Source organism: Vibrio sp. 2-1-2a (genome assembly GCF_032648565.1).
GTDB lineage: Bacteria > Pseudomonadota > Gammaproteobacteria > Enterobacterales > Vibrionaceae > Vibrio > Vibrio diabolicus.
Genome location: NZ_WBOH01000003.1, coordinates 701,727 through 725,090, shown reverse-complemented (window position 1 = coordinate 725,090; position 23,364 = coordinate 701,727). Strand labels below are relative to the sequence as shown.

Here is a 23,364-nt window from a genome sequence, read left to right as displayed (position 1 = left end):
CAATTGGCGTTAAAAATGAATCAATTAAAATATTGTGTCATGACAATTTCTTTGAACCCGATCATTCGCCCAGGCACCGCTAAGTACATCTCCATTGGTAATTATCTTGTCGAATGTGTCCGCAGTGGTTACCTAAAACCCGGTACTCGACTACCCACACATCGTGAGTTTGCGGAGCAAATTGGCGTGAGCGTACAAACCGTCAGTCATGCATATGGTTATGCAGAGAAAAAAGGTGCGCTCGAGTCTTGGGTGGGAAACGGTACGTTTGTAAAATCAGGATTTGTGGATGAAAGCACGGACACGGAGTTCATGCTGACGCAAGAGATGAAAGAAACGCCGGATGAAATTGATATGTCGATCGCTCATCCGGTAGTAACCGATCGCCACATTACGCTTTTTAATCAGGCGTTAATGGAAATTGCTGGGCAAACAAACAATCGCAGTTTGATCAGTAAAGCAAAGCCAGTAACAGGTCAGCCTCATCATATTGAGTCCGGAGCGCGATTTCTCAGTAGCCAAGGGTTAGACGTTGGTACCGATCAAATATTACTCACAAACGGTGCATGCCATGGCTTGACCTTGGCTTTAAGCACCGTTGTTGAACACGGTGATTTAGTCGCTTGTGGCCACTTAGTCGATCATGGCTTGATCTCTCGCTCGAGAATGCTTGGATTTAAGTTACAGCCGCTTGAGATGGATGAGTTTGGTATCACGCCGGATGCATTTGAATGGGCATGTAAACACAAACCAATCAAGGCGCTGTGTTGCACACCGAGCATGGCCAATCCGAATAGTGCGCATATGGATATTGTGCGCCGAGAGGCAATAGCAAATATTGCGAAGCAGTATGAGATCTACGTGATTGAAGATGACGTGTATGGGGCACTAGAGCCCAATCGTGTCCCACCTCTCGCCGCACTGTTACCCGAGCAGGCTTTTTATGTAACCAGTTTAACCAAAGTCGTAGCGCCAGGTATGCGTACGGGCTATTTAACGGTCCCACGTCATTTTTTGCAGCATGCGATTGGCCGTTTAGCTGCGACGAGTTGGTCTGCGACCCCGTTACCGTTTGAAGTCGCTCATTTGTGGATCGAAAACGGTACATTAAATCGACTTATTCGATTTCAAGTCAATGAATTTGCCAAGCGCCAGCGAATAGCAAAAGCCACCTTAGAAGGGCATGTTTATAGCTCACACCCGAATGGTCAGCACATTTGGTTGAGGTTACCCGAGCAGTGGAGCAGTGATGATCTGGTCGCTTCGGCTAAGCGTTCTGGGGTGCAGATCACGGGGTATAAACCTTTTGTTCTCGATACTAATCAGCCAATGCCTTACGTGCGAATCAGTTTGGGAGCAGAGACTAATCGAGGCTACATCAAGCATGGGTTATCTGTGATTGCAGAAATTCTCGATACAAACCCTCCAACCTCTCACTTTTTGGTCTGAGCAGTATGCTCTGACCAATTTTTTCTGCGAAAGCGCCAAGTTCAGAAAATCTTTCTTATTCACCTGATTGAGTTGATTGTCATGAAAAAGATAACGTTTCATTAACATTTTTGTTGATCAGGAGCAGCGCGGATGAAAGGGATTTTTCAGTGGCTAGATAAATATATACAGAAAGCGGAGGCGGCACTGCTCATTGGCTCGGTGCTTCTTATTGCGTTGAACTCAATTGCTAACGTGTTAGGGCGCTACCTCTTTAGCCAAAGCATCTACTTTTCGGAAGAACTCAATTATTTCCTCATTATCGCCGTCACGTTTATTGGTTGCAGTTATGCTGCCCGCCAATCTCGCCATATCCGTATGACGGCATTTACCGATATGCTTCCAAAGCGTATACAAACTTTAGCCAACGGCATTATTTATTTACTCACCGCCGCATTGGTGGCGGTGCTAACTTGGTATTCGTGGCAATACATTGGCAAGGTGAGCCAAATGGGGCGTCTTTCTCCTGCAATGCAAGTACCTTTGAGTTGGGTGTACTTAATCGCACCGATTGGCCTTTTCTTTAGCACGGTTCAGTTCGCGCGTGTGGGTGGTCGCCATATCAAACGTTTCATAACGCTGACAAAGCTTTCACGCTCATCTCGACCAGATGGCATCGGCTCTGCCACTAAGCAGGAGAAAGCGCTATGACGACCGCTCTTGTTGCAACGATGATCACGTTGTTGGCTTTTGGCTTTCCGATGTTGGTACCGCTATTAGCGGCGACTATGTTGGGATTTATTGTTTTTCTTGGCTTGGGACCAGATTTTATGATCCAGCAAATGCTTGCTGGCATCAAACCCGCTGCGTTGATCGCTGTGCCTATGTTTATTCTCGCAGCAGAAATTATTACCCGAGGCGTGGCAGCAACGCGCTTGCTAGATGTCGCAATGGCGTTTGTTGGGCACGTTCGTGGCGGTCTGGCGATCACCTCATCGCTTAGCTGTGCGATGTTTGGTGCGGTATCGGGGTCTACACAAGCCACCGTTGTTTCTGTTGGCTCTATTATGCGACCGAAAATGTTGGAGTATGGTTACAAAGACAGTTTTGCTCTGGCTTTGATTATTAACGCCTCTGACTTAGCGCTCCTTATTCCACCGAGTATCGGTATGATCATCTATGGTGTGGTGTCTGGAACATCGGTTGCTGAGCTGTTTATTGCTGGTATTGGACCGGCGATCGTGATTTTATTGATGTTTTCTGCCTACTGTTATTTTTATGCAGGTAAAAGCTCTGTAGAAAATGCCCCGCGAGCCAGTTGGAAAGAACGTTGGACCACAATACGTAAAGCGGTTTTACCATTTGGTTTTCCGATCATTACTGTTGGCGGTATTTATGCTGGAGTATTTAGCCCTACCGAAGCGGCGTCGGTTTCGGTGTTGTACGCTGTGTTATTAGAAATGGTTATCTTCCGTAAAGTGAAATGGAAGGAGCTTGGCGAAATCGCGCTTTCTACGGGCATGGTTACCGCGGTGGTATTTATCTTAGTCGCAGCAGGGGCTGCTTTTTCTTGGGTAATTTCATTTGCCCAGATCCCGCAAGAATTGTTGGGTATGATCGGGATTAATGATCTTTCGCAGACCGAGTTACTGGTCGTTATTTCAATTGCGTTCTTTATTGGTTGTATGTTCGTTGATCCAATCGTAGTGATGCTGATTTTGATCCCTATCTTTGCACCTGTGATTAAGTCCTCTGGCATTGACCCAGTACTGGTCGGCACCATCGTGACATTGCAAGCTGCGATAGGTTCTGCAACACCGCCATTCGGTTGTGATATTTTTACCGCGATTGCCGTGTTTAAACGTCCTTATGTGGAAGTGATTCGCGGCACACCACCGTTTGTGTTCATCTTGCTTTTGGTCTCTGTGATGCTGATTTTCTTCCCTTCGATTTCACTTTTCTTACGTGATTTAGCGTTTCGATAGTATCGACTAAACGCTCAAAGCCGCTGAATATCGGCGGCTTTTTAATCTATGCTCTCAAACTGGTTCAACTTATTCTGTTCTCCAGTCTCCATTGGCTGGGCGACTTTCCTGTCCAACTGCGAAAGTGGCGGCTGAATACCGCAGTTTCTGCATAACCCAGTTGCAACGCGATATCGGTAATACTCTGAATATTCTCACTTAAACGCTGCTCGGCGAAATCCTGACGCACTTGCTGCAACAGCTGTCGATAACTCGTGCTCTGCTGCTTTAGCTTGCTTTGCAGCATTCTCGGATGCAGGTCTAATGCTCTTGCAACGCGCTCCACGCTGCATTCTCCCGTCGACAACAAACGACCAATCATATTCGCTGCTTGATCACTCAGATTGTTAGGATAGCGGGTTTGTAAATACTTGAGGTGCTGTTGAAAGTGGCGATCCAGTGCGTCTTCGTCTTGGTGGTTCTTAGCGTTAAGCAGACTCGCTTTAAGTAGGATACCGTCAAACTTATCACCGAAACGCAGTTTGTTCTGTTGGGCAAACTTGCTTTGCTCTACTTCCAAGGTTGCGTGTTGAGTCAAATGTAGCGCGAAGTGGCTTGCTTCAATATCGAGCAAACTGGCGATAAACATGGCTAAGTGTGACACACTTAGCTGCATCAACTGCGCAATACCGCGGTCACTATTCACATCAATATTGAGCGACAATCGTACCCAATCATCTTGTGGCGTCATGTTGAGAGTAACGCCTGACGAATGCAAATAGAGATAATCATTCACCCGCGCCAATGCATCACCGACCGTTTCAGCACGAGAAACCAGCATCGGCAAATCGCCTAAACTTTGCAGGTTTTGGCGCTCGGCGAGTAACGCACCAAACAACGGTTGCTTACAACGAGCAGCCGCTTCCTCCAGCAATTCAGCCAATCTTGGATAAGCGAGATACGTATCGGGATCGCGAAACTGCGCGGCAGACAGGCCAGCAGCGGCCATTATCTCTTGCGGGTTCTGACCTAATTCTGAAACCAAGCTATCAAATTTATCGGCAGCGCCACTTCGTACGATATACATGTCTCGATTTTTAAATGTTAACAGGTTGTAAATCGCAATATATCAAATTTACTTCGTAAAAGGTCAAGTGAGTGCCAGTGAGTTGATCTAAGTTACATTTCGATAACAACAACGCATGGATGAGAAGCTGTATGGAACTTATCAATAAAACTGCCATAGTGACTGGCGCTGCGGGTGGAATTGGGCAAGCTATTATTGCAAAGCTAAGAGAGCAAGGAGCCAAAGTGCTTGCTGTCGATATTTCAGAGCAATCACTGCAAATGTACGCAAGTTTTGGCTCTAAGCAGTTGGAAACCTTTGTTGCGGACGTCACCGATTACCAACAAGTCGAAGCCATGGTGAGGTACGCGGTCGAACAATTTGGCTCACTTGACATCATGGTCAACAATGCAGGTATCGGCGCACCGAAACCTCTGCTTGAACATGATCCTATCGCCGACTTTGAGCCTATCTCTAAAGTCAACCAAAACGGCGTTTACTATGGCATTCTCGCCGCTGGACGACAATTCCAAGCGCAAGGGACACCGGGCGTGATCCTTAATACCTCTTCCGTTTACGCCCAAATGGCCTCCGAGATGACGTTTACCTACAACGTCAGCAAAGCCGCAGTCGATATGATGACCAAATGCGCCGCTTTAGAGTTAGCGCCTCTGGATATTCGTGTGTGTGCCGTCGCTCCGGGACGCGTTGATACTCCGATGTTAAGGCAATACGAAGAGATCGGCTTGTGGAACCACATCCGCAAAGAACAGATGCGCCAAAACTTCACGCAACCAGAAGAGATTGCCAACGTGGTAGCGTTTCTTGTCAGCGAGAAAGCCAACTGTATCAACGGCTGCACCATCAGCGCATCTGACGGTTTCGAGAATTTTAAGTACCCGCTCATGGGATAGATGGAATAGGCGAGCACGCCAAATTACAGCAATAGTGAGGATGTAAGTTATGTCATTACCAGAAGTTATTCAGCATCAAGATTTCCTATTAACTCTTAATACTACTGAAGAGTCGATCATTAAAGACGCGCTACCGGGTGTTGATGTTTACCCGCTGTTTCTTGACCCAGAAAATGGTACGTGGGTGATTCGCGCCAAGTTCAAACCGGGTATCACTCTGCCTAAGCACTTCCATACTGGTGTGGTGCATTTCTATACACTGAGTGGCGCGTGGCACTACATCGAGTATCCAGACCAAGTCCAAACCGCTGGTAGCTACTTATATGAGCCGGGCGGTTCGATTCATACCTTTCACTGTCCAGAAGAGTCGGGTGGCGCAGATGGCTTTATGGTGATCCAAGGTGCGAACATTAACTTTGACGAAGAGGGTAACTTTATCAACATCATGGATGCAGGTTGGATTGAGCAAGTGGTGGTTGCCGCTGCCAAAGCGCAAGGCTTCACTGCGCGCTATATCAAACCGGGTGCGATTGCTGCCCTGAGTGATGAGCTAGCGGAGTAACCCCATGCAACAGATGAACAGTATCGTAATGCAGGATGGTAGTGTCCGCCTGAAGCAAGTCGAAATCCCCAAACCCGCAGCGGGACAAGTCTTGGTTCGTAGTCTCGCCTGTGGGATTTGTGGCTCCGACCTACACATTACTCGACACGCGGATGAGGTGTTTGATGTATTCCACCAGCTCGGGTTGATGCCTGATGAAGTAGGTGAGCACGCTCAAGTGATGTTGGGACATGAATTCTGTGCGGAAATTGTCGAATACGGTGCCGGTACGCAGCAAACGTTGCCTGTCGGTAGCCGAGTCACCTCTGTGCCGATGTTGCTCAGCCAAAATGGCGCAGGCGTTGGTGTTACTCCGGGTACTTACGGCGCTTACTCTGAGTATTTCCTACTTGATGAAGCGCTCCTACTGCCAGTGCCCGACGAAATACCGTCTGAAGCGGCAGCGTTAACCGAGCCGCTGGCGGTCGGTTTGCATGCGGTCAATCGCAGTGAAATCGAAACGGAAGATACAGCGCTGGTTGTCGGTTGCGGCCCTATAGGGCTGGCGGTGATTGCAGCGCTCAAACAACGCGGTGTGAGCAACATTCTTGCGGTCGATCTTCAGGAAGAGAAGCTGCAACTTGCCAGCGAGTTTGGCGCAAATCGATTGATCAACCCGACCAAGGAGGACGAGATCGCCGTCGGGGCACAGTATGGAATGAATTCACGTTTGGTCATCTATGAGTGTGTTGGCAAACATACTTTGATTGATGATTTCATGCGCCGTGCTCCTGCCCGATCTCGAATCGTTGTATCAGGCATTCATACGGCTCCAGCAACCATTAACTACGCGTACGCGACGGTAAAAGAGCTCGATTTGAGATTCTCTTACTACTACCAACCGCAAGAGTTTGAGCAATGCCTTCAAGCGATTGCCGAACACAAGTTGCCTTGGCAGAAAATGCTTACCGCCAAAGTGGGAATCGATGGTGTGGAAGATGCGTTTAGACAGTTAATGACGCCAAATGATCACATCAAAGTCGTTATCGAACCTTGGCGCAGCGGCGCGTTAGAAGTGATTTAACTCTTAGCCAGATTAAGCTAGCTAAAACCAATTCTAGTTTGGTGACAGCCCCAACCGTAGCAGCTAGGTTGGGGCTTTTTTTGTTAGGCCTGTTCTGCGTATTCCTGTTGCAGAGCAGGGTAATCGGTGTAGCCTCGTTCGTTTCCGCCAAACAACGTTGAGCCATCGAGTTCTGCCAACGGATGGTGATGTTGCAAGCGAGAGACTAAGTCTGGGTTTGCTACGAATGGTCGTCCGAATGCGACAAGATCCGCGTAGCCTTTCTCTAATACTTCGTTTGCTCGTTGAGGATCGTAGCGACCTGCAACAATAATAGCGTTGCGAAAGCGCTTTCTAAGTTCGACTCGAAACGCCTCAGGAATCGTTGGAGCATCGGCCCAATCGGCCTCGGACAAGTGTAAGTAGGCAATGTCGCGCTCCTGTAGTTGCTTTGATGCTTCTAAGATTGTTGGCACGATATCTGGGCAGTCCATATCTTTAAACGTAATGAATGGTGCCAATCTCACTCCAACTCGATGCGCACCAACAGCGGCGATAACTGCATCCACTACTTCGATAAGAAAACGGATACGATTTTCTCGTGGACCGCCGTAGTTGTCTGTTCGATGGTTTGAGTTGGTTCTTAAGAACTGATCGATCAGATACCCATTCCCGCCGTGGATTTCTACCCCATCAAAACCCGATTCAATGGCGCGTTTGGCTGCGTTCGCGAAATCACCGACAACTCGGTTGATGTCCGCTTGTGTCATGGCGCGTGGCTCAACACAATCGACCATATTGCCGTTGCCTTGTTCATCCGCAATCCAAACTTGCGTCTCTACCGGAGCGAGCGCAGATGGTGCGATAGGCTGTTCACCATTTTGGAATGTTGGGTGAGACACTCTGCCCACATGCCATAGCTGACAAAACATCGCTGCACCTTGTGATTTGACCGCTTGGGTCACTCCTTGCCAGCCCGCCACTTGCGCATCGGTGTAAACGCCAGGGGTGAACGAATAGCCTTGAGAATCGTCCGAAATTTGTGTGGCTTCGGAAATGATCAGCCCGGCAGAAGCGCGCTGTTGATAATACGTTGCCATCATCTCATTCGGGATGTTGCCCGGCTGAGTGGTGCGTGCGCGAGTCATTGGTGCCATGACAATACGGTTTTGTAGTGACAACGCTTTTAGTTGAGCTGGTTCAAACAGCTTATTTGTTCTTTGTTTCATGTTGCGCTCCTCAGATAAGTACTGGCACGTTGGTCGCTTTACGAGCGGTTGCCATCCAGTGAAGTACGGCTGGATCCCATTGCACTTCGGGCGCACTGAAAAAGCCGCGTAGAATGGAGAAAATAATGGCCTGATCAACCAGTGACGTTTGCTTTTCTGAACTTAGGTTGAGCAAGGATTTGGTTTGTTCTATCAAAGCGGCGACTTCTTTCGCAATCGCAGGTGTATCGTTAATCAAGGCTTCAAAATTTAATGCTTCGGTTTCTTTTTTTGCACGCCATGCTTGTTTAGCGGTTTCTGTTGCAAATTCCGGTAACGTCATGTTTGACCAACGCGGATACCCGACTTTTTGTAGCGGTAAAAACGCCTGTTTTTGCCAGTCTAAAACCGGTGCTGAGGGTTGGCTGCTTTCATTGGAAGATGCCAATTCAAGGAAGTAGTTGATGATGTCTAAGCTTTCCGCCATCGCTTCGCCATCGTCTTTGATCAAAAGAGGAACTTGTTTTGCGCCGATGAGGTTTGTGGTGGTGCTCTCGTCGTCATAAGCAATGTTGATGACGTCGAGCTGAATATTCAGCATGCCTGCAACAAAACGGACGCGGGCGCTAAAGGGGCAATGTTCATAAATGTACAGTTTCATTTTTTGTTTCCTATCTCTGGCTGGGCAGGGCGTGTTGTTGTGCGTTGAACAGTATTACGGCGTTTAACTTTGCCCTGTCACATAACGTTCTGGGTCTAAACAATGTCGATAGGGTCAGTATATGGATTCGACTTAATTTGATAATTGGGTAATATCTGAATTGATTATTCAGTTTTTCCAAATAATAAGGGCGCGAAGATGGATAAGTTTTCGGATATGACGTTGTTTGTCAGCATCGTTAAACATCAAGGTCTGGCGGCGGCGGGAAGGGAGTTAGGTTTGTCTCCGGCGACGGTAACGGCAAGGCTGCAAGCGATAGAAGAACGCTATGGCGTAAAGCTGCTCAACCGAAGCACACGCCATGTATCACTCACGGACGCAGGGGCAATGTACCATCAAGCTTGTCTGAACATCATTGATAGCGTGAAAGAGACGGAAAACTTACTTCAAACGGGTATTTCGGAAGTGCGCGGAACGTTGAAAATTTCAGCTCCACGAGATATTGGCAAACAAATTATTTCGCCGATGGTGTCGGCTTTTTCTGAGCAATATCCGGATGTGACGCCTTATCTTTATCTTAATGACAATTTGTCGAACTTGGCTGAATCGGGGCTCGATTTGGTGATTCGTTACGGCGAGTTAGCGGACAGCAATCTCATTTCGCGCAAGCTGGCGTCGAGTCAACGTGTGCTGTGCGCGTCACCTGATTATTTGTCGAAGCAAGGTGTCCCAAACTGTCCACAAGATCTCGCGGACCATCGCTGCTTAGCCATGGTCCGCAGCAATGAAGAATTAAAAACGTGGCACTTTAAAGATGAAGAATCTCACCAATCGATCACGGTCACGCCGAAGCGATTTTCTGATGATGGTGAAGTGATCCGACAATGGGCGTTGGACGGTGCGGGGATTGCGCTGAAATCGATTTTAGATATTCAGCAAGACCTCAAACAACAACGTTTAGTAACGGTTTTGGATGGGTATATGAAAAACTTCAGCGCCTTTTCGCAAGGCGCTGAAGCGGATCTGCATGTCATTTATCAGAGCCGCCAATATCAACCGAAAAGAGTTCGCCTGTTTTTGGACTTTCTAGTTGAGCAATTTAGCGCGCTGAGTGATACCAGCAATCAGATCTAGATGCGATTCCGAGGTTTCTCGGCGGTGGCGATAAATCCCGACGGTGCCAGGGTTTGGTTCGCTTTTCATGGTTAAGCATCGTAAGCCGAAGGATTCCAAATACGATTGCAGATGGCGGGTATAAGACATCACCGCGACGCTTTCTTTCAGTACATCAATACTGGCGAGCAGAGAATCCACTTCGTAAGTCGGTCTGTCATCCAGTTGCTGCCTTTCGCGTTCATTTTGCTTCGGGATTGGGTTATCGATGACGTGAGCGAATTTCTTAGCGTCATAAGTGACCGAAAGAGCGGGGTATTCGTGCAGCATCTCTTCGGTGACGGTTTTCCCTAGCAGTGGGTGGTTTGGGGAAACAAAATAGGCATCAACCGTTTGAAATAGCGGAATAAACGTAACATCGCATTTAGACGACAATCCGACAATCTCGTGGCCGATGAAGAATTCAATCTGTTCGTTGATTAATGAATCCATCAAGCCTAAGTGGTTGCCAAATTCGACGTGCGTAGATGCCGAAGGCTGCTTGGTCAGATGGTCATTGAGTGCTTGTTTGACGAACAGCGGCCACCACGCATCGCCAGTACCCATTTTAATTTTTCCGACTTGATACTGTTTCCGTTCATCAATGCTTTGCATCATTTGGTTGTATTCATGCTGCATCGCGTTGCTATGGCGATAGAGGATGCGTCCGTATTCGGTCAACACCATGCCATTAGGATGACGTTCAAACAGCGTTACGCCGAGATTCTCTTCCAGCTTCTTTAAATTGCTTGTTACCGTTGGCTGGCTTAACCCTGCCATTCTTGCCGCAGCACTGATGCTTTGGCAGCGTGCAACCAGTAAAAATTGCTGCAGAGATTTGTCCATTTTCTTTCCCCTCTAAGAACGAGGGGTATTTTGCACAATTTCATTTATAAATCACAAATCTGTAATCTCATTTGATTGAAATTATGCGCATTTCATAGATCTACATCACTGTTGGGGTTTGACGTATAGATGTTATCTATAGCTCGCTCCTGACTTCCTATTTTCCCCTCAAAAAGGTGTTCTTTAGACTGTCGCCAAAACAACAATCTAAGGGATGAACATGAAACCGAGTTTTATTGCGCTTGCTGTCGCGTCTTGTATTGGTCTTGCTGGATGTGGGTCAGATTCTTCTGATGCGCCTGTGCCGGTCGACAAACCAATTATTTCAGCCGACTTATATTTACGTGGTTTAAATGGGGATTGGGGCACGGCAGAGCATGCCAAGCTAAACTATTTGGGTAATAACGAGTACGAAACCGTACTGCGCGTCGCTCGAGGTAGCAATCAGTTCAAGATTGCTGATCCGGGTTGGCAGATCCAATACACCTATTTTGAGGAGCCCGCGGCGTTCGATAAAGCTCAAGAGTACCTGCCAAAACCAGACACGAATGAAGCGTGTATGAACGATGATTGCAACTCTGAGATCACGTTTGAAGACAAAGGGTATTACAAGTTTTCTGTGAGCTTTGCCGATGAAAGCCGCGCGACAATGACTGTGACGAAAGCAACGCAAGAAGAAGCGGAAAAATACTACTCTGATGCGATTCTCGACCCTGCAATGGTGCATGAAGGGCATCAGAATAAAGAAGTGAAACTGTTCGCCAATTACGATGACTCGAGTGATACCGTGATTTTTTCGGTGAAAGATCCTAAAGCTGAACTGCGTGAATTTGGTATTTCAACGACGACAGAATTGCGTGATGCGCTCGACCAAGGCTTAGTGATTAATGAACAAACAGGGCCGCGAGTGGTGTCGGGCGATGTCGCGTTTGATGCGTTGTTTGCGTTGACGATGAAAGAGCTAGACCAGCTTGCCGTTTCTGAAATCAAAGACGGCAATTACAACTACAACAACCCAATCAAAGCGGAAGTTTTTGAGACGGGCGCGAAGTGGCATTACGTATGGACGCGTGATTTGGCGTACGCAGCAGACCTTTCGCTTGCATTGATGAATCCAACTCGCGTGCAAAATGGTTTGAATTTCAAATTGTCCGCTTTCCGCGATACGACCGATCAGCAATACGATGGCGAGCAGATTGTGCAAGATACGGGCACTGGCGGCAGCTGGCCAATTAGTACCGACCGCACGACTTGGGCGCTTGGTGCAGAACGCTTACTTTCGGCATTGGATGGGGAAGAGTACAACCAGTTTGCTGAGCGCGCATATAAAGCTATCAGTAATACACTTGAAGCCGATCGCCTGGCGGCTTTTGATGCGAAATCTGGTTTATACACTGGTGAGCAATCATTCCTTGATTGGCGTGAGCAAACGTATTCAACGTGGACGCCAAACGATGTCAATGCGATTGGTAGCAGCAAAGCGTTATCGACAAACGTGGTTCACTACCGCGCGATTCAGCTCGCGGCTAAGTTGGCAGAGAAGTACGATTCAACCAACGCGGTCAAATACACCGAGTGGGCTGAGAAGTTAAAAACCGCTATCAACGAGCAGTTTTGGAATGCCGAACGCGGTATGTACGTAAGTTATTTGTTTGATAATGGCAAAGACATCGCGGTCGACAAATACGATATGTTGGGCGAATCACTTGCGATCATCAGTGGTGTGGCAAGCGATGCACAGGCGAAACAAATCATGGCCAATTACCCACACAGTGAGTTTGGCGTGCCGGTTTACTTCCCTCAACAACCGGACGTGCCTGTGTACCATAACCGCGCAATTTGGCCATTTGTTACCGCGTACAGCTTGCGCGCCGCGCATCAAACACAAAACGTGGCAGCAGCGAACAATGCCATTCAATCGTTGGTTCGTGGTACAGCAACCAATTTATCCAACATGGAAAACTTAGAGTGGCTTTCTGGTAAGTCATTCATCATCCATAGTGATCATGGCGAAGATCCGAGCTTGGATGGCCCAGTGATTAACTCTCAGCGTCAGCTTTGGTCTGTGGGTGGCTACTTGAACATGGTGGTAGAGACCCTATTCGGCATCCATACCGAAACAGGTAAGTTGGAAGTGAAGCCATTTATCACAAGTTGGGTGCGCAATAAGTTGTTGGCTCAGTCTGAACAAATCACGTTGGAAAACTTTGCCTTTAAAGGAAATAACTATTCGGTAACCATTGATTTGCCTGAAGTAAGCAAAGATGAAACAGGTTACTACCCAGTTGAAAATGTCACGATGGACGAAGAGGGGCATTTCCACGTGACACTGGGCGCGCTTGTGAATGTAGATAGCAGCATTACTTTAGTTTCTGGGGTGAAACCGTATGTGAGTGAAGACAGTCGCGTTTATTCTCCGCAAGAGCCAACATTGGTGGTAAAAAGCGTTGATAATTCGGTTTCGATTGACGTGACGAGCAAGTACAACGTGAACTTGTATCGCAATGGCGAGCTGATTCAAAAGAACGTGATTGCTCAATCTTATTCCGATACGCCAACAGGTTTTGCTTGTTATTTGGCTGAAAGCATTAACGATAAAGGCTTCCGTTCTAACCCAAGCCAACCGGTTTGTGTCGGTGAAGAGATCCGCATCAAACTTGATGGCGAATATCAGCCACTCAAAGACAATGTCTCAGTGGTTACGGTGAGCAAAGACAGTGGCCTCGTAAAAGGTGCAGAGTCGTTTACAGCTCCTGTAACGGGCACTTACCAGTTCGATGCTTGGTACAACAATAACCTAGGACAACTTAATACCGGCATCACGAACACCGTGAAATTGTTAGAGGTATTGGATGATGCAGGCAAAGTGGTTGGTCAAGGTTATTTGCAGATGGGCCATATTGGTGAAAACCAAGGTATGCGTTACTCAACGCCAATTGAAGTGGCGTTGGAGCAGGGGAAAACCTATCAGATCGCGCTGAAGGATCACTTCAATATGAGTTACCTCACATCGAATGAAACCTACATCTACGCTGGTGGTATTGAGGGTGAAAAGAACGAAGCGCAAATCGCAGATATTCGAATCACACCTATAATGTAGGCTGTTTTAATAAAGCTGTGTTCTAAAAAACTGTGTTCTAAGAAAAACAAAGCCGCTGAGATTATCAGCGGCTTTGTTGTATTTGCTATCGGGGCCGTTTACAGATTAGTTTGCCGCCTGCGGACGAGGTTTACGGCGCTGACCTGATGGTTTGTTTCCTGCAGGCTTAGTATTGTTTGGCTTGCGGTTACCAGACGGTTTACCAGCGTTGCCACTCATATTACCGTTTGGTTTATTTCCACTCGGTTTATTGCCATTTGGCTTGCTGTTTGCGCGACCTTGGCCTTCACGGTTGCCTTTAGGCTTACCCGCACCGCCTTGGTTGGTGCTGTTTTTGTTGCCGTTGTTACCACCCTTGAAGCGACGTTTAGGTTTGTTTGCACCATTGCCTGCTTTCTTTTCGGTTACTGGGGCGTTTTCACTTGCAGCATTTGGTGCTTTTGGTTTTTTCGGCTTCTTAGGTTTTTTCGGTTTGATTGGGCGAGTATCCAGTTTAGATTCTGGCACCACATTGGTTGGCGCAAAACCTTCCAACTCTTTACGTGGTAGTACTTCTTGAATCAAACGTTCAATCGCAAACAGCTCAGATGCTTCTAGCGCACACACGAGTGAAATCGCTTTACCTACTTCGCCCGCGCGGCCAGTACGACCAATACGGTGAACGTAGTCTTCTGCCACTTTAGGTAGCTCAAAGTTCACCACTTGCGGTAATTGAGGAATATCGATACCGCGCGCAGCAATGTCCGTCGCGACCAACACACGAATTTCACCCGATTTAAAATCCGCCAGTGCTTTGGTACGCGCGCCTTGGCTCTTGTTGCCGTGGATGGCAGCAGCCGGTAGGTTTTGTTCGATCAGGAACTTCGCCAGACGGTTTGCGCCGTGTTTCGTTTTCGTAAACACCAGCACTTGCTTCCAATCGCCGTCTTTGATCAGTTTAACCAACATCGGTGCTTTCTTCTTCACGTCTGCTGGGTAGATGCTTTGCTCAACCGTTCTCGCCGTCGAATTTGCCGGGTTAACGGAAATCTCAACCGGGTTGTTCACCAAGCCTTTCGCAAGGTCGCGGATTTCATCCGAGAAAGTCGCCGAGAAAAGTAGGTTCTGACGCTGTTTTGGTAGCAGGGCTAGGATTTTGCGAATATCGCGGATAAAGCCCATATCCAGCATGCGGTCTGCTTCGTCCAGTACTAGCACTTCCAGTTGGTCGAATTTGACCGCATTTTGGTTGTACAAATCCATCAGGCGGCCTGGTGTCGCGACCAACACATCCGCACCTTTGCGAAGACGCTGCATTTGCGGGTTGATCTTCACACCACCAAAAACAACTGCACTGCTTAGTGGAAGGTGACGGCTGTACATAAACACGTTTTCTTGCACCTGAGCCGCAAGCTCACGTGTTGGCGTTAGGATAAGTGCACGAACTTGGTTAGCACGAACGCGAGGGCCGTTCGATAAACGCTCAAGAATCGGTAGCGTAAAGCCTGCAGTTTTACCTGTACCAGTCTGCGCTGCTGCCATTACGTCTTTCCCTTCCAAAATAGCAGGAATTGCTCTTGCCTGAATTGGCGAAGGGGTGTCGTAGCCTTTTTCTTGAATAGCTTTAAGGATTGGAGCAGATAGACCTAACGAGGTAAAACCCATATGTATGATTCTCAATTGTAGAGTTAGATAACAACGCGCCGAAAACAAATCGGTACGAAAAGTGCGACATTCTGAGGCTTTTACGCGCAGGCTTCAACTAATTCCGTCATAGATAAATATTTGAACTGGATCTCATTTCTTTTTGGCAGGCAAAACTGATAACTGGTTTGATCGATGGAATGGTTTTACGTTGGCGATGCCCATTCTTACATCGCTATCACGGCATGCAGTTTGAGTTTATCGAATGCTTTTCGGAGCAAGGGGGAGGCTTGATCCTTTCATTACTCCGCTTTTGCATGCGTTAAAAACGCACTCGTCAATTGCTGAAAGAGCGAATCTACCGATGGGCGGTCGGATATATGATTGAAGAGCGGTGTGTGGACATCACCACGAATATCATCGTTGTAACCGCAAAGTTGATTACACAATTTTACCGGTGCGACAATCTTTTCAACGTCGGCATCAATCAGAATGCATGCTTGTGATAACACCACTTGTCCACCGCCTTTTTTCAGTAAAACGCGCTGCGCGGTTCCCACGACTTTTTGACCACCAATATTGAGGTTGTACTCGCCATCACAGTAGGAATAAGGCGTAGCATGGACATCTACTTTCACGCCCTGCTGCTCAAAGAAAACTGTCAAAATTGCACACAAATCGAGATACGCTTTCTTGATGTCGTAAGGCTCACCGTCTGGCCAGTGATAGATGTGGGATAGATTAATAATACCCGGTACTTGAGGGACGGGGGCACCGCCAGTTTTACGAGAAAAGAGTTTCCAGCCAGACGCATTTAACGCATGTTCTAACTCGTTAGAAATAGGCCACTTTTTACCTGCGGGAAGCACGAGCGTCGGGCTTTTTACTTGCCAAAGTAATAGCACTTGCGAGAGTTGGTTGGACTGAACTTGTTTAATGAGCTCATCTTCTTTTTCAAATGCATCAGCGACTTCCGTAGCCGTATAGCGAATTAGCTTATTTTTAGAAACCAAACTCTATCCCTCATCCGTATATTATCGCTACTGTTTTATCTTAGATGCCATGTGATTACTAGCGGTATACGCTGCCTTTAGAGTTTTCTTCGCTTCCATTATTTCTATTTAAAGGGGCGATAGAAATATTTTGTTGGTCATCACATAAGCAATTCATAAAATCCGCCATCTAAATAATTTTTAGGCGATATGACTATGAAAAAGCGAGTGATGTGTCTTGCGTTAGCGGCATCATTGACGGGATGTGTGACGTTCCCGACCCAAGAATCTGAGCAAGTCCAAGTGCTTTGGGACAACGTGAATGCGATTGAAAACTGCGAGCTAATGGGAACGGTAATTGGCTCGGAAGGGCACTTTTATGATTATTGGCTGCACGCAGATAAAGACATGGTCTGGGGTACGTTAAACCAAATGCGCATCAAAGCGGCAGATTTAGGCGCAGATACATTGTATTTATATGAGCCGTTGGACTTCTCCACATCGGTTACCATGTTTGCCAATGCTTATAAGTGCAAACAGCCATAATTTTACTTTTCCGAAAGCAAAGACAGGCGAAATGTGCCTGTCTTTGAGCTTGCTGCCAAACAACAAGTTTACGTCTGTGCGCGTTATGATGAGCGCTTTTCAGTTAATTTACGTTCGCTGTAGCCACTGCCGTCGTGTCAGAAAACGACAGAGTGAAGTCCTGTTCGGTATTTAATACTTTTGCCGGGAACTCCAAGCTTAACCGTGTGTGTGGTGCGACTTCTGAAGCGATACTGGTGACGAATTTTCGGGTTTCACCCGGAGAGATTGACAAGTTGTTTCCCCCTCGTGATGAGAGCTCTGCGATTCCCATGGTTTCAAGCGTATTACCCGCAGTATCTGCTAAGTTCAACAAAGACTCCGATTTATACACTAGCTCTCCGCTTTCGGTGCGATAGGCATTAAACGTGTTGAAGTTTGGCTGTAATGAACCTTGTGAACCGACGTTAGTGACGGAAAACGTCACATTAGAGCCATCAAAATTCTCGACTTTCACCAACACGTTACCGTCTTGGTAACGTGCTGCTGCGGCAGCACTGGCTTGCTGTTTCTGTCTCTGTTGTTCTTTCTCGATGTTGCTTAACTGTTCTTGCTCGCTAGCAATTCTATTTTCTGCCATGGCGTAAGATTGATCCACCATTGCTAACAAAGCGGGGATTGAATACAACGTGAGACCTTCCAAATGGTCAAAGTCGATTTTGGCATGCTGAGTAAGTTCGTGGTTCGAGAACTGGCAGTAACCATCAATCAAGCTAACAAATGCGACTTCAAAAGTACCTTGTAATCGGCTCACTTCCTGTGCGGCTTTTTCTAAATCTGAGCGTACTTTTCTGATCTCTTCCAATGTCTTTTGTGGCAAACGTCCATTGGGTGACACGTCGTTGGAAACCGAGACCAGTGCTTCGGTCACAAATGGATTGTTTTCGGCTGGAATCACCGTGGTGATGCGGTTGGATTTAGTGATGTCTTCGCCCAGTAAAACCATCATTTTTTGCGATACGGCAGTTGTGTTGCCCGCTAAAACATCACTACAGTTTGGAGACGTACTCGCATACGCGGCGAATGCGGTAAAAAGTGAAAAGATAACGGACCAGCCAGTGGCGACGAGTCCTGTCGTGGTTCGAGTGTTCATCCTGATAACCCCTCTGTCATTTGGTGCGATTCACTGACGTAATTGCCAATCAAAAGACTGGCTCGCGACATTCAGAATGGTTCTGGTCAATCCTTCGTAGTGGGTATGCCCGCAGATGCTTTCTAGTCGTTTACTCAATCGCTAAGCCACGACTGAGTAAAGTGTCTGAAATTGAGAACATTAATGCTGCGAAGTTGATGTCTTTTGTTTGAAAGATAGACGTAACTTTTCTAACCATCAAATACGTGATTAGGTTCTCATTTTTATATGAGTGAGAGGATCAAGAGAAAACAGGCACTTACTGTAGAGAGTTGATTTGAGAGAAAAATATAAAATTTTTTGGGGAACTTTTTTGATGCTGCCTTTGAGACTTTTTCGAATCTCAAAGGCAGATTATAACGTATGCGCTCAATTACAAAGCGTTGAGTACATCCGCAAGTCGAGTGACAGCAGTCGTCAGCTCTTCTGGTGTGGCATTGGTAAAGTTAAGACGCAGAGCGGCTTTTACCTTTGAACCTTCCGGATAAAATACCGGGCTTGGCACCACAGCAACCCAGTTTGCAAGAAGGGTCTTCGCAAGTTCGAAGGTGTCGCATTCTGGAATTTCTACCCAGACAAACATGCCACCATCGACAGGTTTGAGTACGCAACTTTCTGGCAGCTGTTTTTGCAACTCAGTAAACATGACATCGTAACGCGATTTGTAAAGCGCACAGATGGTTGAAATGTGCGTTTCGAAGTTGTCATGTTGCAGTAGACCATGCAGCAAAGCTTGCATAGGAATACTAGAGTGCAGATCGGCACCTTGTTTGATTTTGATGAGTGGCTCAAGGTAACTACGTTTTCCGGTTACCACACCAATACGCAAGCCTGGTGAGGCGATTTTGGAGAATGAACGCAATACGATGGAGTGCTGCGGGCAGAAATCCGAAACCAGCGGCAGTGCTTCACCAGAAAAACGCAGCTCGCGGTATGGTGCGTCTTCAATGAATGCAACGTCGTATTGGATACAAAGCTCGGCAACTTTTTGGCGAGTCTCTAGCGCCCAGCATACGCCCGTTGGGTTATGGAAATCTGGTACTGCATAGAACATTTTTGGTTGCTGCGTGGCAAAGCATTGCTCGAGTTCTTCAAGGTTTGGACCACACTCGGTTTGCGAAACGGTCACGATATTGGCTTGCACTAAACCAAATACCTGCATGGCTCCAAGGTAGCTTGGCGCTTCCATCACCACTTTATCGCCCGGATTCACGTACGCACGCGCAATCAAATCTAGCCCTTGCTGAGAACCCGTTGTGATCATCGCCAAATGAGATTCTGGTAGCTGATAATAATCGGTCAAAAAGTTAAGTAGCGGTGCGTAGCCTGCTGTTGCGCAGTATTGAAACACCTCTGGCATGTTCGCGAGGTTTTCGAGCGTCGGTTTCATCAAGTCGATCGGGAAGGTTTTTTCATCCGGTAAGCCACCCGCAAGAGAAATGACGTTCTTATCGCTCGCTGCTGCGAGGATCTCTCGAATGTAGGATGACTTAGTTTGTTGTAATGACTGTGCTATTTCCATGTGCTGTGCTTCTCGTAATTGTCTTTTTTTATGTCAGAAATAGTATAGGTAAATTGCCAAGCTTGGTGTGTCCATTTATGCTGTTAAATATGTCCATTTATGCTATTTGAGCGAAAGTTTACTCCGTGAGCCATCAACAAGTTTCCAGAATCAATGACGTGCTGTTTTACATTCACCAGGACATTAGCAGAGATTTATCGGCTAAAGAGCTAGCGGACGTAGCAGCCTATTCTGAACAACACTTCCATCGTATTTTTAAAGATGTCGTAGGGGAGTCCATCCATCAATATATCCGCCGCACAAGAATGGAATACGCCGCCAATCAACTGATGTTTGATACCAGCTCATCGGTATTAGACATTGCTAACAAGTGCGGCTTTAGCTCGGTATCTTCTTTTAGCCGAGCGTTTAAAGCGACGTTCGCTATGTCTCCTGGTGCGTGGCGAAAGCATGATTTACAAGTCGCAGAAAAACCGTATTTGAAGGATCCGGAAGTGGCTGCGGGTTATCATCGGGTTGCGAAACGCGAGTTGCCAGAACCTAAAATTATGGAGGTCCCACAACGCTTTGCGGCGTATGTTCGACATGAGGGCTATAACCGTTCCATTCGCAATGCGTGGCTGATTTTGAAAGCGTGGGCAAGTTCTGAGAATCGGGACTTTTCGGTTCAATACGGCTTGCATCACTCCAATCCTGCTTGGGTCGAACTCGACAAGTGTCGTTATGTGGCTTGTATGGCAATTGATACGCCGCTCAAAGTGCGCGGCGTCGTGAATCAAATGACCATCCCAGGCGGTTTACATGCCGTCTTTCGCTTAACGGGCGTATATGGTGAGCTTCTTCCTCAACTGAGTATGGTACTAGAGAAGTGGTTGCCTAACTCTGGCTTTAAACAGCGTTCTACACCCGCTTACGTCCATTATCATAAAAATCATTTTCTCAGCCATGATGAGGCGTTTGAGCTGGATTTCTATCTGCCCATTAGCTTCTTCTAAGGATGAAAACGAACGTATTATTTTGTGAATCGATTTGTGGTGAGCAAAGAGCTGACCAAGAACGCCATGAAGAAAAGGCAGAGCTTGTGCTGACTCTGCCATTTCTAGGGGATCTTAAAAGTTTGCGTCTGTATCAGTACCAACGGATACGTTAAGTCCGCTAGTTGATTGATAAATGCTGAAATTTTCGCCAGCGACAATACCTTCTTCAGAATCGTCATTTGCCGTACAGGTATAACCGACCGAGTAAGTACCAGGTTCTACAAAACCGAATTCGTACTCGTAATTTGCATCATCAACATCTTGAACTACGTTCGCTGCTGCGATTGGCATTGCTTGGCCTTCTGCGCCGGCAAATGGCCCCATGTTTTCTTCAGCGATATTTCCTTGATATAAGTAGACCGCGTGCGCATATCCGTTTGCACTTGGGGTATCCGTTTCGCAGCTTTGATAGGTCAATGTTGCGACATCACCCTGAATCTCCCCCGTTGTAACCGTGTTAATTAAAGTGACGGAGGTGCGTTGAATGCTGTAGCCTTCGTTTTGGCCTGTTCCGTCTTTTAAGCCACGGCGCAGATCAAATTCAACTACGAACTCATTATTGTCAGGGTTGACTGCAAAGGTGTTGTTAAAGAACAGTACTCCAGAATCAGGATCCTTTCCGACACCTTGTGGGCAAGCCCCATCACCTTTGACGGTCAGTGGGATTTGATTTCCTGTCGCTTCGTCAATCACATACGATGGGTAGTTTGGATGATCGCCATCATTAGCAAACACGCAGAGTTTATAATTACCAGTTGGTATCAGTTCATCATCCACCAATTCTTGTGCGTCACTGCCTTGGAAGTTGAGTAAGTTAACACTTAGGGGGAGTGGATCTTCACCATCGGGAAGGGGGTTACCATCTTCGTCGACCAAATTGCCTTCTTCGTTTGTTTTATACACATCGAATACTTGTGGTGTGCCACCATCCAGAGGAAGAAATGCAACTTTGTTATATGTGATCACCACTTCTGATACGTCATCAATAGGGGCATCTGATACGGACAAAGTAACAGGAGTCATTGTACTGACAGAGTCACTGTCTGAATTACAGCCAATAAGTGCAACGGCTATTGATGCACTGATTAGGCCAATTTTCATGCTGTTCATTAGATGTACCTTTTTATGAGAAGTGTATTAAATGTAGCCGATTATTGGCAAAGTACAGAATAACAACGAGCGGAGTTACCGGGTCGAAAACAGTGACGAACCATCATTAAGACGTTCAGTAAAAGTGTGCTCAAATCGACGATATTGTGCTCAATGAAGTGCTATGGTTAAGAATGTGTCGCTCAAAAAATGAGCGGAGATATACATCAATAACTCTAGCCAAGAGGTCTCTATGTTAGGTGAAAATCACTCATTAACTCATGAATTCCCAGAACATTTGGATACCATTACTCAGCTTGCCGAAAACGATGCATCATTTGCTGAAACCGTTAAAAACTACAATGCTTTAGATAAGGAAATCCGCGTACTAGAACTGCAAGGAAGCCCGATTGATGATCACGAAATGAACGTGTTAAAACATAATCGAGCTGAGCTCAAAGATTGGCTCCACTTGAGAATTATGGGCTCTTAGCGACGCAATGATCATCGGCTCGTAATCTACGAGCCGATTTTAGTTTCAAGGGACGATGCCAAGTATTCCAACATTAGGATTGCTGAGCAGGAGCTTGGAGTGGCAGGTGGCCTGTTTTTACCCAAATGACCGTTTCTTGCTCTACAAAAGGAAAGTGCTCACTCATATGTGGACTGCGTATCCAAGAGTAGGGAGGATAGGTTCCTAGCTCGTCTTTAAATTCCCCCGATAACACAAAAATTTCTTCACCACCAAAGTGACGGTGTGCTTGAAACTTCTCGCCTTTCGGCCATTTAACCAATGCGACATGTTCATGCTGAAAATCATGCAATGGCATGACTTTCAGCCCACCGATGCCAGGTAACCAATTCGCTTCGTTCGTGTTGATGCGAACTGTTTCAAGATCATCAGAATTGAATTGATTTAGTTTAACTAAAATCACACAGCCTTCTTTGCTATAGGGCGCATGTTGACTTCCAGGAGGGTTACGCAAGTAGGTTCCAGCAGGGTAGTCACCATCTTCGTCAGAGAACACTCCTTCGAGCACTAATATTTCTTCTCCGTGAGGATGAGGATGAGTCGAAAAGTGCGAGTTTGGCTCATACTTCACTACGCTGGTGGTGTGCCCTGATTCTTTGGCTTCTCTTTCCAAAGGTTTACGCCACACGCCTTTGGAAGGGCTGGCGATCCACTCCTGTTCACCTGTTTCTATCACGATTCTTTTCGAGAAATCCATATTCAACATACTGAAATTCCTTTACTTATCTAATGATTGACTCTCAATAGTATACGTATAAAAAACATCAATTGATTCACTTGTTGATAGTCAAAATCAGGGATTGAATACGAGCTAGCAGTCGGAACCGAGTTAAATTTCTGCTTGTGTAATGATAATTGTTATATTATAACACCACCAAATTGAATGTTATAACATAACAAAAGGAAAAA

21 protein-coding genes are annotated in these 23,364 nt (G+C 46.7%); 11 read left to right on the top strand and 10 right to left on the bottom strand.

Going from position 1 to position 23,364, the window contains the following annotated elements; all coding sequences use genetic code 11:
- Positions 1 to 15: 15 nt before the first annotated feature.
- From F7Y48_RS11550 to F7Y48_RS11540, 3 genes are all read left to right on the top strand, one after another.
- Entirely contained in the window at positions 16 to 1,449 is a 1,434-nt protein-coding gene (locus tag F7Y48_RS11550; protein ID WP_005392732.1) for a PLP-dependent aminotransferase family protein, read from the top strand.
- A gap of 132 nt (positions 1,450 to 1,581) precedes the next feature.
- On the top strand, positions 1,582 to 2,139 hold the full coding sequence (locus F7Y48_RS11545; protein ID WP_047008059.1) for a TRAP transporter small permease: 558 nt from the start codon (positions 1,582 to 1,584) through the stop codon (positions 2,137 to 2,139).
- Entirely contained in the window at positions 2,136 to 3,413 is a 1,278-nt protein-coding gene (locus tag F7Y48_RS11540) for a TRAP transporter large permease (protein WP_005392736.1), read from the top strand. Before F7Y48_RS11545 ends, F7Y48_RS11540 begins: the two co-directional genes overlap by 4 nt.
- A 64-nt stretch (positions 3,414 to 3,477) precedes the next feature.
- Here F7Y48_RS11540 and F7Y48_RS11535 read toward each other — a convergent pair whose 3' ends face one another.
- Positions 3,478 to 4,479 carry a helix-turn-helix transcriptional regulator gene (locus tag F7Y48_RS11535; protein ID WP_054866953.1) on the bottom strand — a complete coding sequence of 334 codons (1,002 nt, stop codon included), beginning with the start codon at positions 4,477 to 4,479 and terminating at the stop codon, positions 3,478 to 3,480.
- A gap of 131 nt (positions 4,480 to 4,610) precedes the next feature.
- On the opposite strand from F7Y48_RS11535, the gene F7Y48_RS11530 reads away from it, so the two are divergent.
- From F7Y48_RS11530 to F7Y48_RS11520, 3 genes are read left to right on the top strand one after another with little or no spacing between them, the layout of a single operon-like run.
- Positions 4,611 to 5,372, top strand: a complete 762-nt coding sequence (locus F7Y48_RS11530; protein ID WP_047008061.1) for an SDR family NAD(P)-dependent oxidoreductase — start codon at positions 4,611 to 4,613, stop codon at positions 5,370 to 5,372.
- Positions 5,373 to 5,421: 49 nt separating this feature from the next.
- Complete coding sequence (locus F7Y48_RS11525; protein WP_258644534.1) at positions 5,422 to 5,934, top strand: 2,4'-dihydroxyacetophenone dioxygenase family protein; 513 nt, start codon at positions 5,422 to 5,424, stop codon at positions 5,932 to 5,934.
- Positions 5,935 to 5,938: 4 nt separating this feature from the next.
- A complete protein-coding gene (locus F7Y48_RS11520; RefSeq protein ID WP_316684226.1) occupies positions 5,939 to 6,997 on the top strand; it encodes a zinc-binding dehydrogenase in 1,059 nt (352 codons plus the stop codon).
- A gap of 83 nt (positions 6,998 to 7,080) precedes the next feature.
- On the opposite strand, the gene F7Y48_RS11515 is transcribed toward F7Y48_RS11520, so the two are convergent.
- Together F7Y48_RS11515 and grxB are read right to left on the bottom strand one after the other, a co-directional pair.
- A complete protein-coding gene (locus F7Y48_RS11515) occupies positions 7,081 to 8,205 on the bottom strand; it encodes an alkene reductase (RefSeq protein ID WP_046875827.1) in 1,125 nt (374 codons plus the stop codon).
- A 10-nt stretch (positions 8,206 to 8,215) separates the two neighbouring features.
- Entirely contained in the window at positions 8,216 to 8,845 is a 630-nt protein-coding gene (grxB, locus tag F7Y48_RS11510) for a glutaredoxin 2 (RefSeq protein ID WP_316684223.1), read from the bottom strand.
- A gap of 198 nt (positions 8,846 to 9,043) precedes the next feature.
- On the opposite strand from grxB, the gene F7Y48_RS11505 reads away from it, so the two are divergent.
- On the top strand, positions 9,044 to 9,979 hold the full coding sequence (locus tag F7Y48_RS11505; RefSeq protein ID WP_193447406.1) for a LysR family transcriptional regulator: 936 nt from the start codon (positions 9,044 to 9,046) through the stop codon (positions 9,977 to 9,979).
- Here F7Y48_RS11505 and F7Y48_RS11500 read toward each other — a convergent pair.
- Positions 9,932 to 10,843 carry a LysR family transcriptional regulator gene (locus tag F7Y48_RS11500; RefSeq protein WP_193287438.1) on the bottom strand — a complete coding sequence of 304 codons (912 nt, stop codon included), beginning with the start codon at positions 10,841 to 10,843 and terminating at the stop codon, positions 9,932 to 9,934. The genes F7Y48_RS11505 and F7Y48_RS11500 overlap by 48 nt on opposite strands.
- A 220-nt stretch (positions 10,844 to 11,063) precedes the next feature.
- On the opposite strand from F7Y48_RS11500, the gene F7Y48_RS11495 reads away from it, so the two are divergent.
- Positions 11,064 to 13,943 (top strand): MGH1-like glycoside hydrolase domain-containing protein, encoded by a 2,880-nt coding sequence (locus F7Y48_RS11495; protein WP_316684217.1) that lies wholly within the window; start codon positions 11,064 to 11,066, stop codon positions 13,941 to 13,943.
- A 105-nt stretch (positions 13,944 to 14,048) separates the two neighbouring features.
- Here F7Y48_RS11495 and F7Y48_RS11490 read toward each other — a convergent pair whose 3' ends face one another.
- Together F7Y48_RS11490 and F7Y48_RS11485 are read right to left on the bottom strand one after the other, a co-directional pair.
- Positions 14,049 to 15,587, bottom strand: a complete 1,539-nt coding sequence (locus F7Y48_RS11490; protein WP_258508611.1) for a DEAD/DEAH box helicase — start codon at positions 15,585 to 15,587, stop codon at positions 14,049 to 14,051.
- A 281-nt stretch (positions 15,588 to 15,868) separates the two neighbouring features.
- Complete coding sequence (locus F7Y48_RS11485; protein WP_258508610.1) at positions 15,869 to 16,579, bottom strand: biotin/lipoate A/B protein ligase family protein; 711 nt, start codon at positions 16,577 to 16,579, stop codon at positions 15,869 to 15,871.
- 195 nt (positions 16,580 to 16,774) lie between these two features.
- Here F7Y48_RS11485 and F7Y48_RS11480 point away from each other — a divergent pair, with 195 nt between their 5' ends.
- On the top strand, positions 16,775 to 17,104 hold the full coding sequence (locus F7Y48_RS11480; protein WP_005392758.1) for a DUF4156 domain-containing protein: 330 nt from the start codon (positions 16,775 to 16,777) through the stop codon (positions 17,102 to 17,104).
- 103 nt (positions 17,105 to 17,207) lie between these two features.
- On the opposite strand, the gene F7Y48_RS11475 is transcribed toward F7Y48_RS11480, so the two are convergent.
- Positions 17,208 to 18,236, bottom strand: a complete 1,029-nt coding sequence (locus F7Y48_RS11475; RefSeq protein ID WP_258508609.1) for a hypothetical protein — start codon at positions 18,234 to 18,236, stop codon at positions 17,208 to 17,210.
- 412 nt (positions 18,237 to 18,648) lie between these two features.
- Positions 18,649 to 19,797, bottom strand: a complete 1,149-nt coding sequence (locus tag F7Y48_RS11470) for a PLP-dependent aminotransferase family protein (RefSeq protein WP_316684213.1) — start codon at positions 19,795 to 19,797, stop codon at positions 18,649 to 18,651.
- Between the two features lie 125 nt (positions 19,798 to 19,922).
- Here F7Y48_RS11470 and F7Y48_RS11465 point away from each other — a divergent pair, with 125 nt between their 5' ends.
- Positions 19,923 to 20,792, top strand: a complete 870-nt coding sequence (locus tag F7Y48_RS11465) for a GyrI-like domain-containing protein (RefSeq protein ID WP_167427301.1) — start codon at positions 19,923 to 19,925, stop codon at positions 20,790 to 20,792.
- A gap of 114 nt (positions 20,793 to 20,906) precedes the next feature.
- Here F7Y48_RS11465 and F7Y48_RS11460 read toward each other — a convergent pair whose 3' ends face one another.
- Entirely contained in the window at positions 20,907 to 21,944 is a 1,038-nt protein-coding gene (locus F7Y48_RS11460; RefSeq protein WP_176319165.1) for a DUF4382 domain-containing protein, read from the bottom strand.
- A 232-nt stretch (positions 21,945 to 22,176) separates the two neighbouring features.
- Here F7Y48_RS11460 and F7Y48_RS11455 point away from each other — a divergent pair, with 232 nt between their 5' ends.
- A complete protein-coding gene (locus tag F7Y48_RS11455; RefSeq protein ID WP_258508608.1) occupies positions 22,177 to 22,416 on the top strand; it encodes a YdcH family protein in 240 nt (79 codons plus the stop codon).
- A 73-nt stretch (positions 22,417 to 22,489) separates the two neighbouring features.
- Here the strand turns inward: F7Y48_RS11455 and F7Y48_RS11450 are convergent, their stop codons facing one another.
- A complete protein-coding gene (locus F7Y48_RS11450; RefSeq protein WP_258508606.1) occupies positions 22,490 to 23,161 on the bottom strand; it encodes a cupin domain-containing protein in 672 nt (223 codons plus the stop codon).
- Positions 23,162 to 23,364: the final 203 nt, after the last annotated feature.

Coding starts and splice junctions, on each gene's coding strand:
- F7Y48_RS11550 (WP_005392732.1), top strand. CDS start 16: ATGAATCAATTAAAATATTGTGTCATGACAATTTCTTTGAACCCGATC.
- F7Y48_RS11545 (WP_047008059.1), top strand. CDS start 1,582: ATGAAAGGGATTTTTCAGTGGCTAGATAAATATATACAGAAAGCGGAG.
- F7Y48_RS11540 (WP_005392736.1), top strand. CDS start 2,136: ATGACGACCGCTCTTGTTGCAACGATGATCACGTTGTTGGCTTTTGGC.
- F7Y48_RS11535 (WP_054866953.1), bottom strand. CDS start 4,479: ATGTATATCGTACGAAGTGGCGCTGCCGATAAATTTGATAGCTTGGTT.
- F7Y48_RS11530 (WP_047008061.1), top strand. CDS start 4,611: ATGGAACTTATCAATAAAACTGCCATAGTGACTGGCGCTGCGGGTGGA.
- F7Y48_RS11525 (WP_258644534.1), top strand. CDS start 5,422: ATGTCATTACCAGAAGTTATTCAGCATCAAGATTTCCTATTAACTCTT.
- F7Y48_RS11520 (WP_316684226.1), top strand. CDS start 5,939: ATGCAACAGATGAACAGTATCGTAATGCAGGATGGTAGTGTCCGCCTG.
- F7Y48_RS11515 (WP_046875827.1), bottom strand. CDS start 8,205: ATGAAACAAAGAACAAATAAGCTGTTTGAACCAGCTCAACTAAAAGCG.
- grxB (WP_316684223.1), bottom strand. CDS start 8,845: ATGAAACTGTACATTTATGAACATTGCCCCTTTAGCGCCCGCGTCCGT.
- F7Y48_RS11505 (WP_193447406.1), top strand. CDS start 9,044: ATGGATAAGTTTTCGGATATGACGTTGTTTGTCAGCATCGTTAAACAT.
- F7Y48_RS11500 (WP_193287438.1), bottom strand. CDS start 10,843: ATGGACAAATCTCTGCAGCAATTTTTACTGGTTGCACGCTGCCAAAGC.
- F7Y48_RS11495 (WP_316684217.1), top strand. CDS start 11,064: ATGAAACCGAGTTTTATTGCGCTTGCTGTCGCGTCTTGTATTGGTCTT.
- F7Y48_RS11490 (WP_258508611.1), bottom strand. CDS start 15,587: ATGGGTTTTACCTCGTTAGGTCTATCTGCTCCAATCCTTAAAGCTATT.
- F7Y48_RS11480 (WP_005392758.1), top strand. CDS start 16,775: ATGAAAAAGCGAGTGATGTGTCTTGCGTTAGCGGCATCATTGACGGGA.
- F7Y48_RS11475 (WP_258508609.1), bottom strand. CDS start 18,236: ATGAACACTCGAACCACGACAGGACTCGTCGCCACTGGCTGGTCCGTT.
- F7Y48_RS11470 (WP_316684213.1), bottom strand. CDS start 19,797: ATGGAAATAGCACAGTCATTACAACAAACTAAGTCATCCTACATTCGA.
- F7Y48_RS11460 (WP_176319165.1), bottom strand. CDS start 21,944: ATGAACAGCATGAAAATTGGCCTAATCAGTGCATCAATAGCCGTTGCA.
- F7Y48_RS11455 (WP_258508608.1), top strand. CDS start 22,177: ATGTTAGGTGAAAATCACTCATTAACTCATGAATTCCCAGAACATTTG.
- F7Y48_RS11450 (WP_258508606.1), bottom strand. CDS start 23,161: ATGTTGAATATGGATTTCTCGAAAAGAATCGTGATAGAAACAGGTGAA.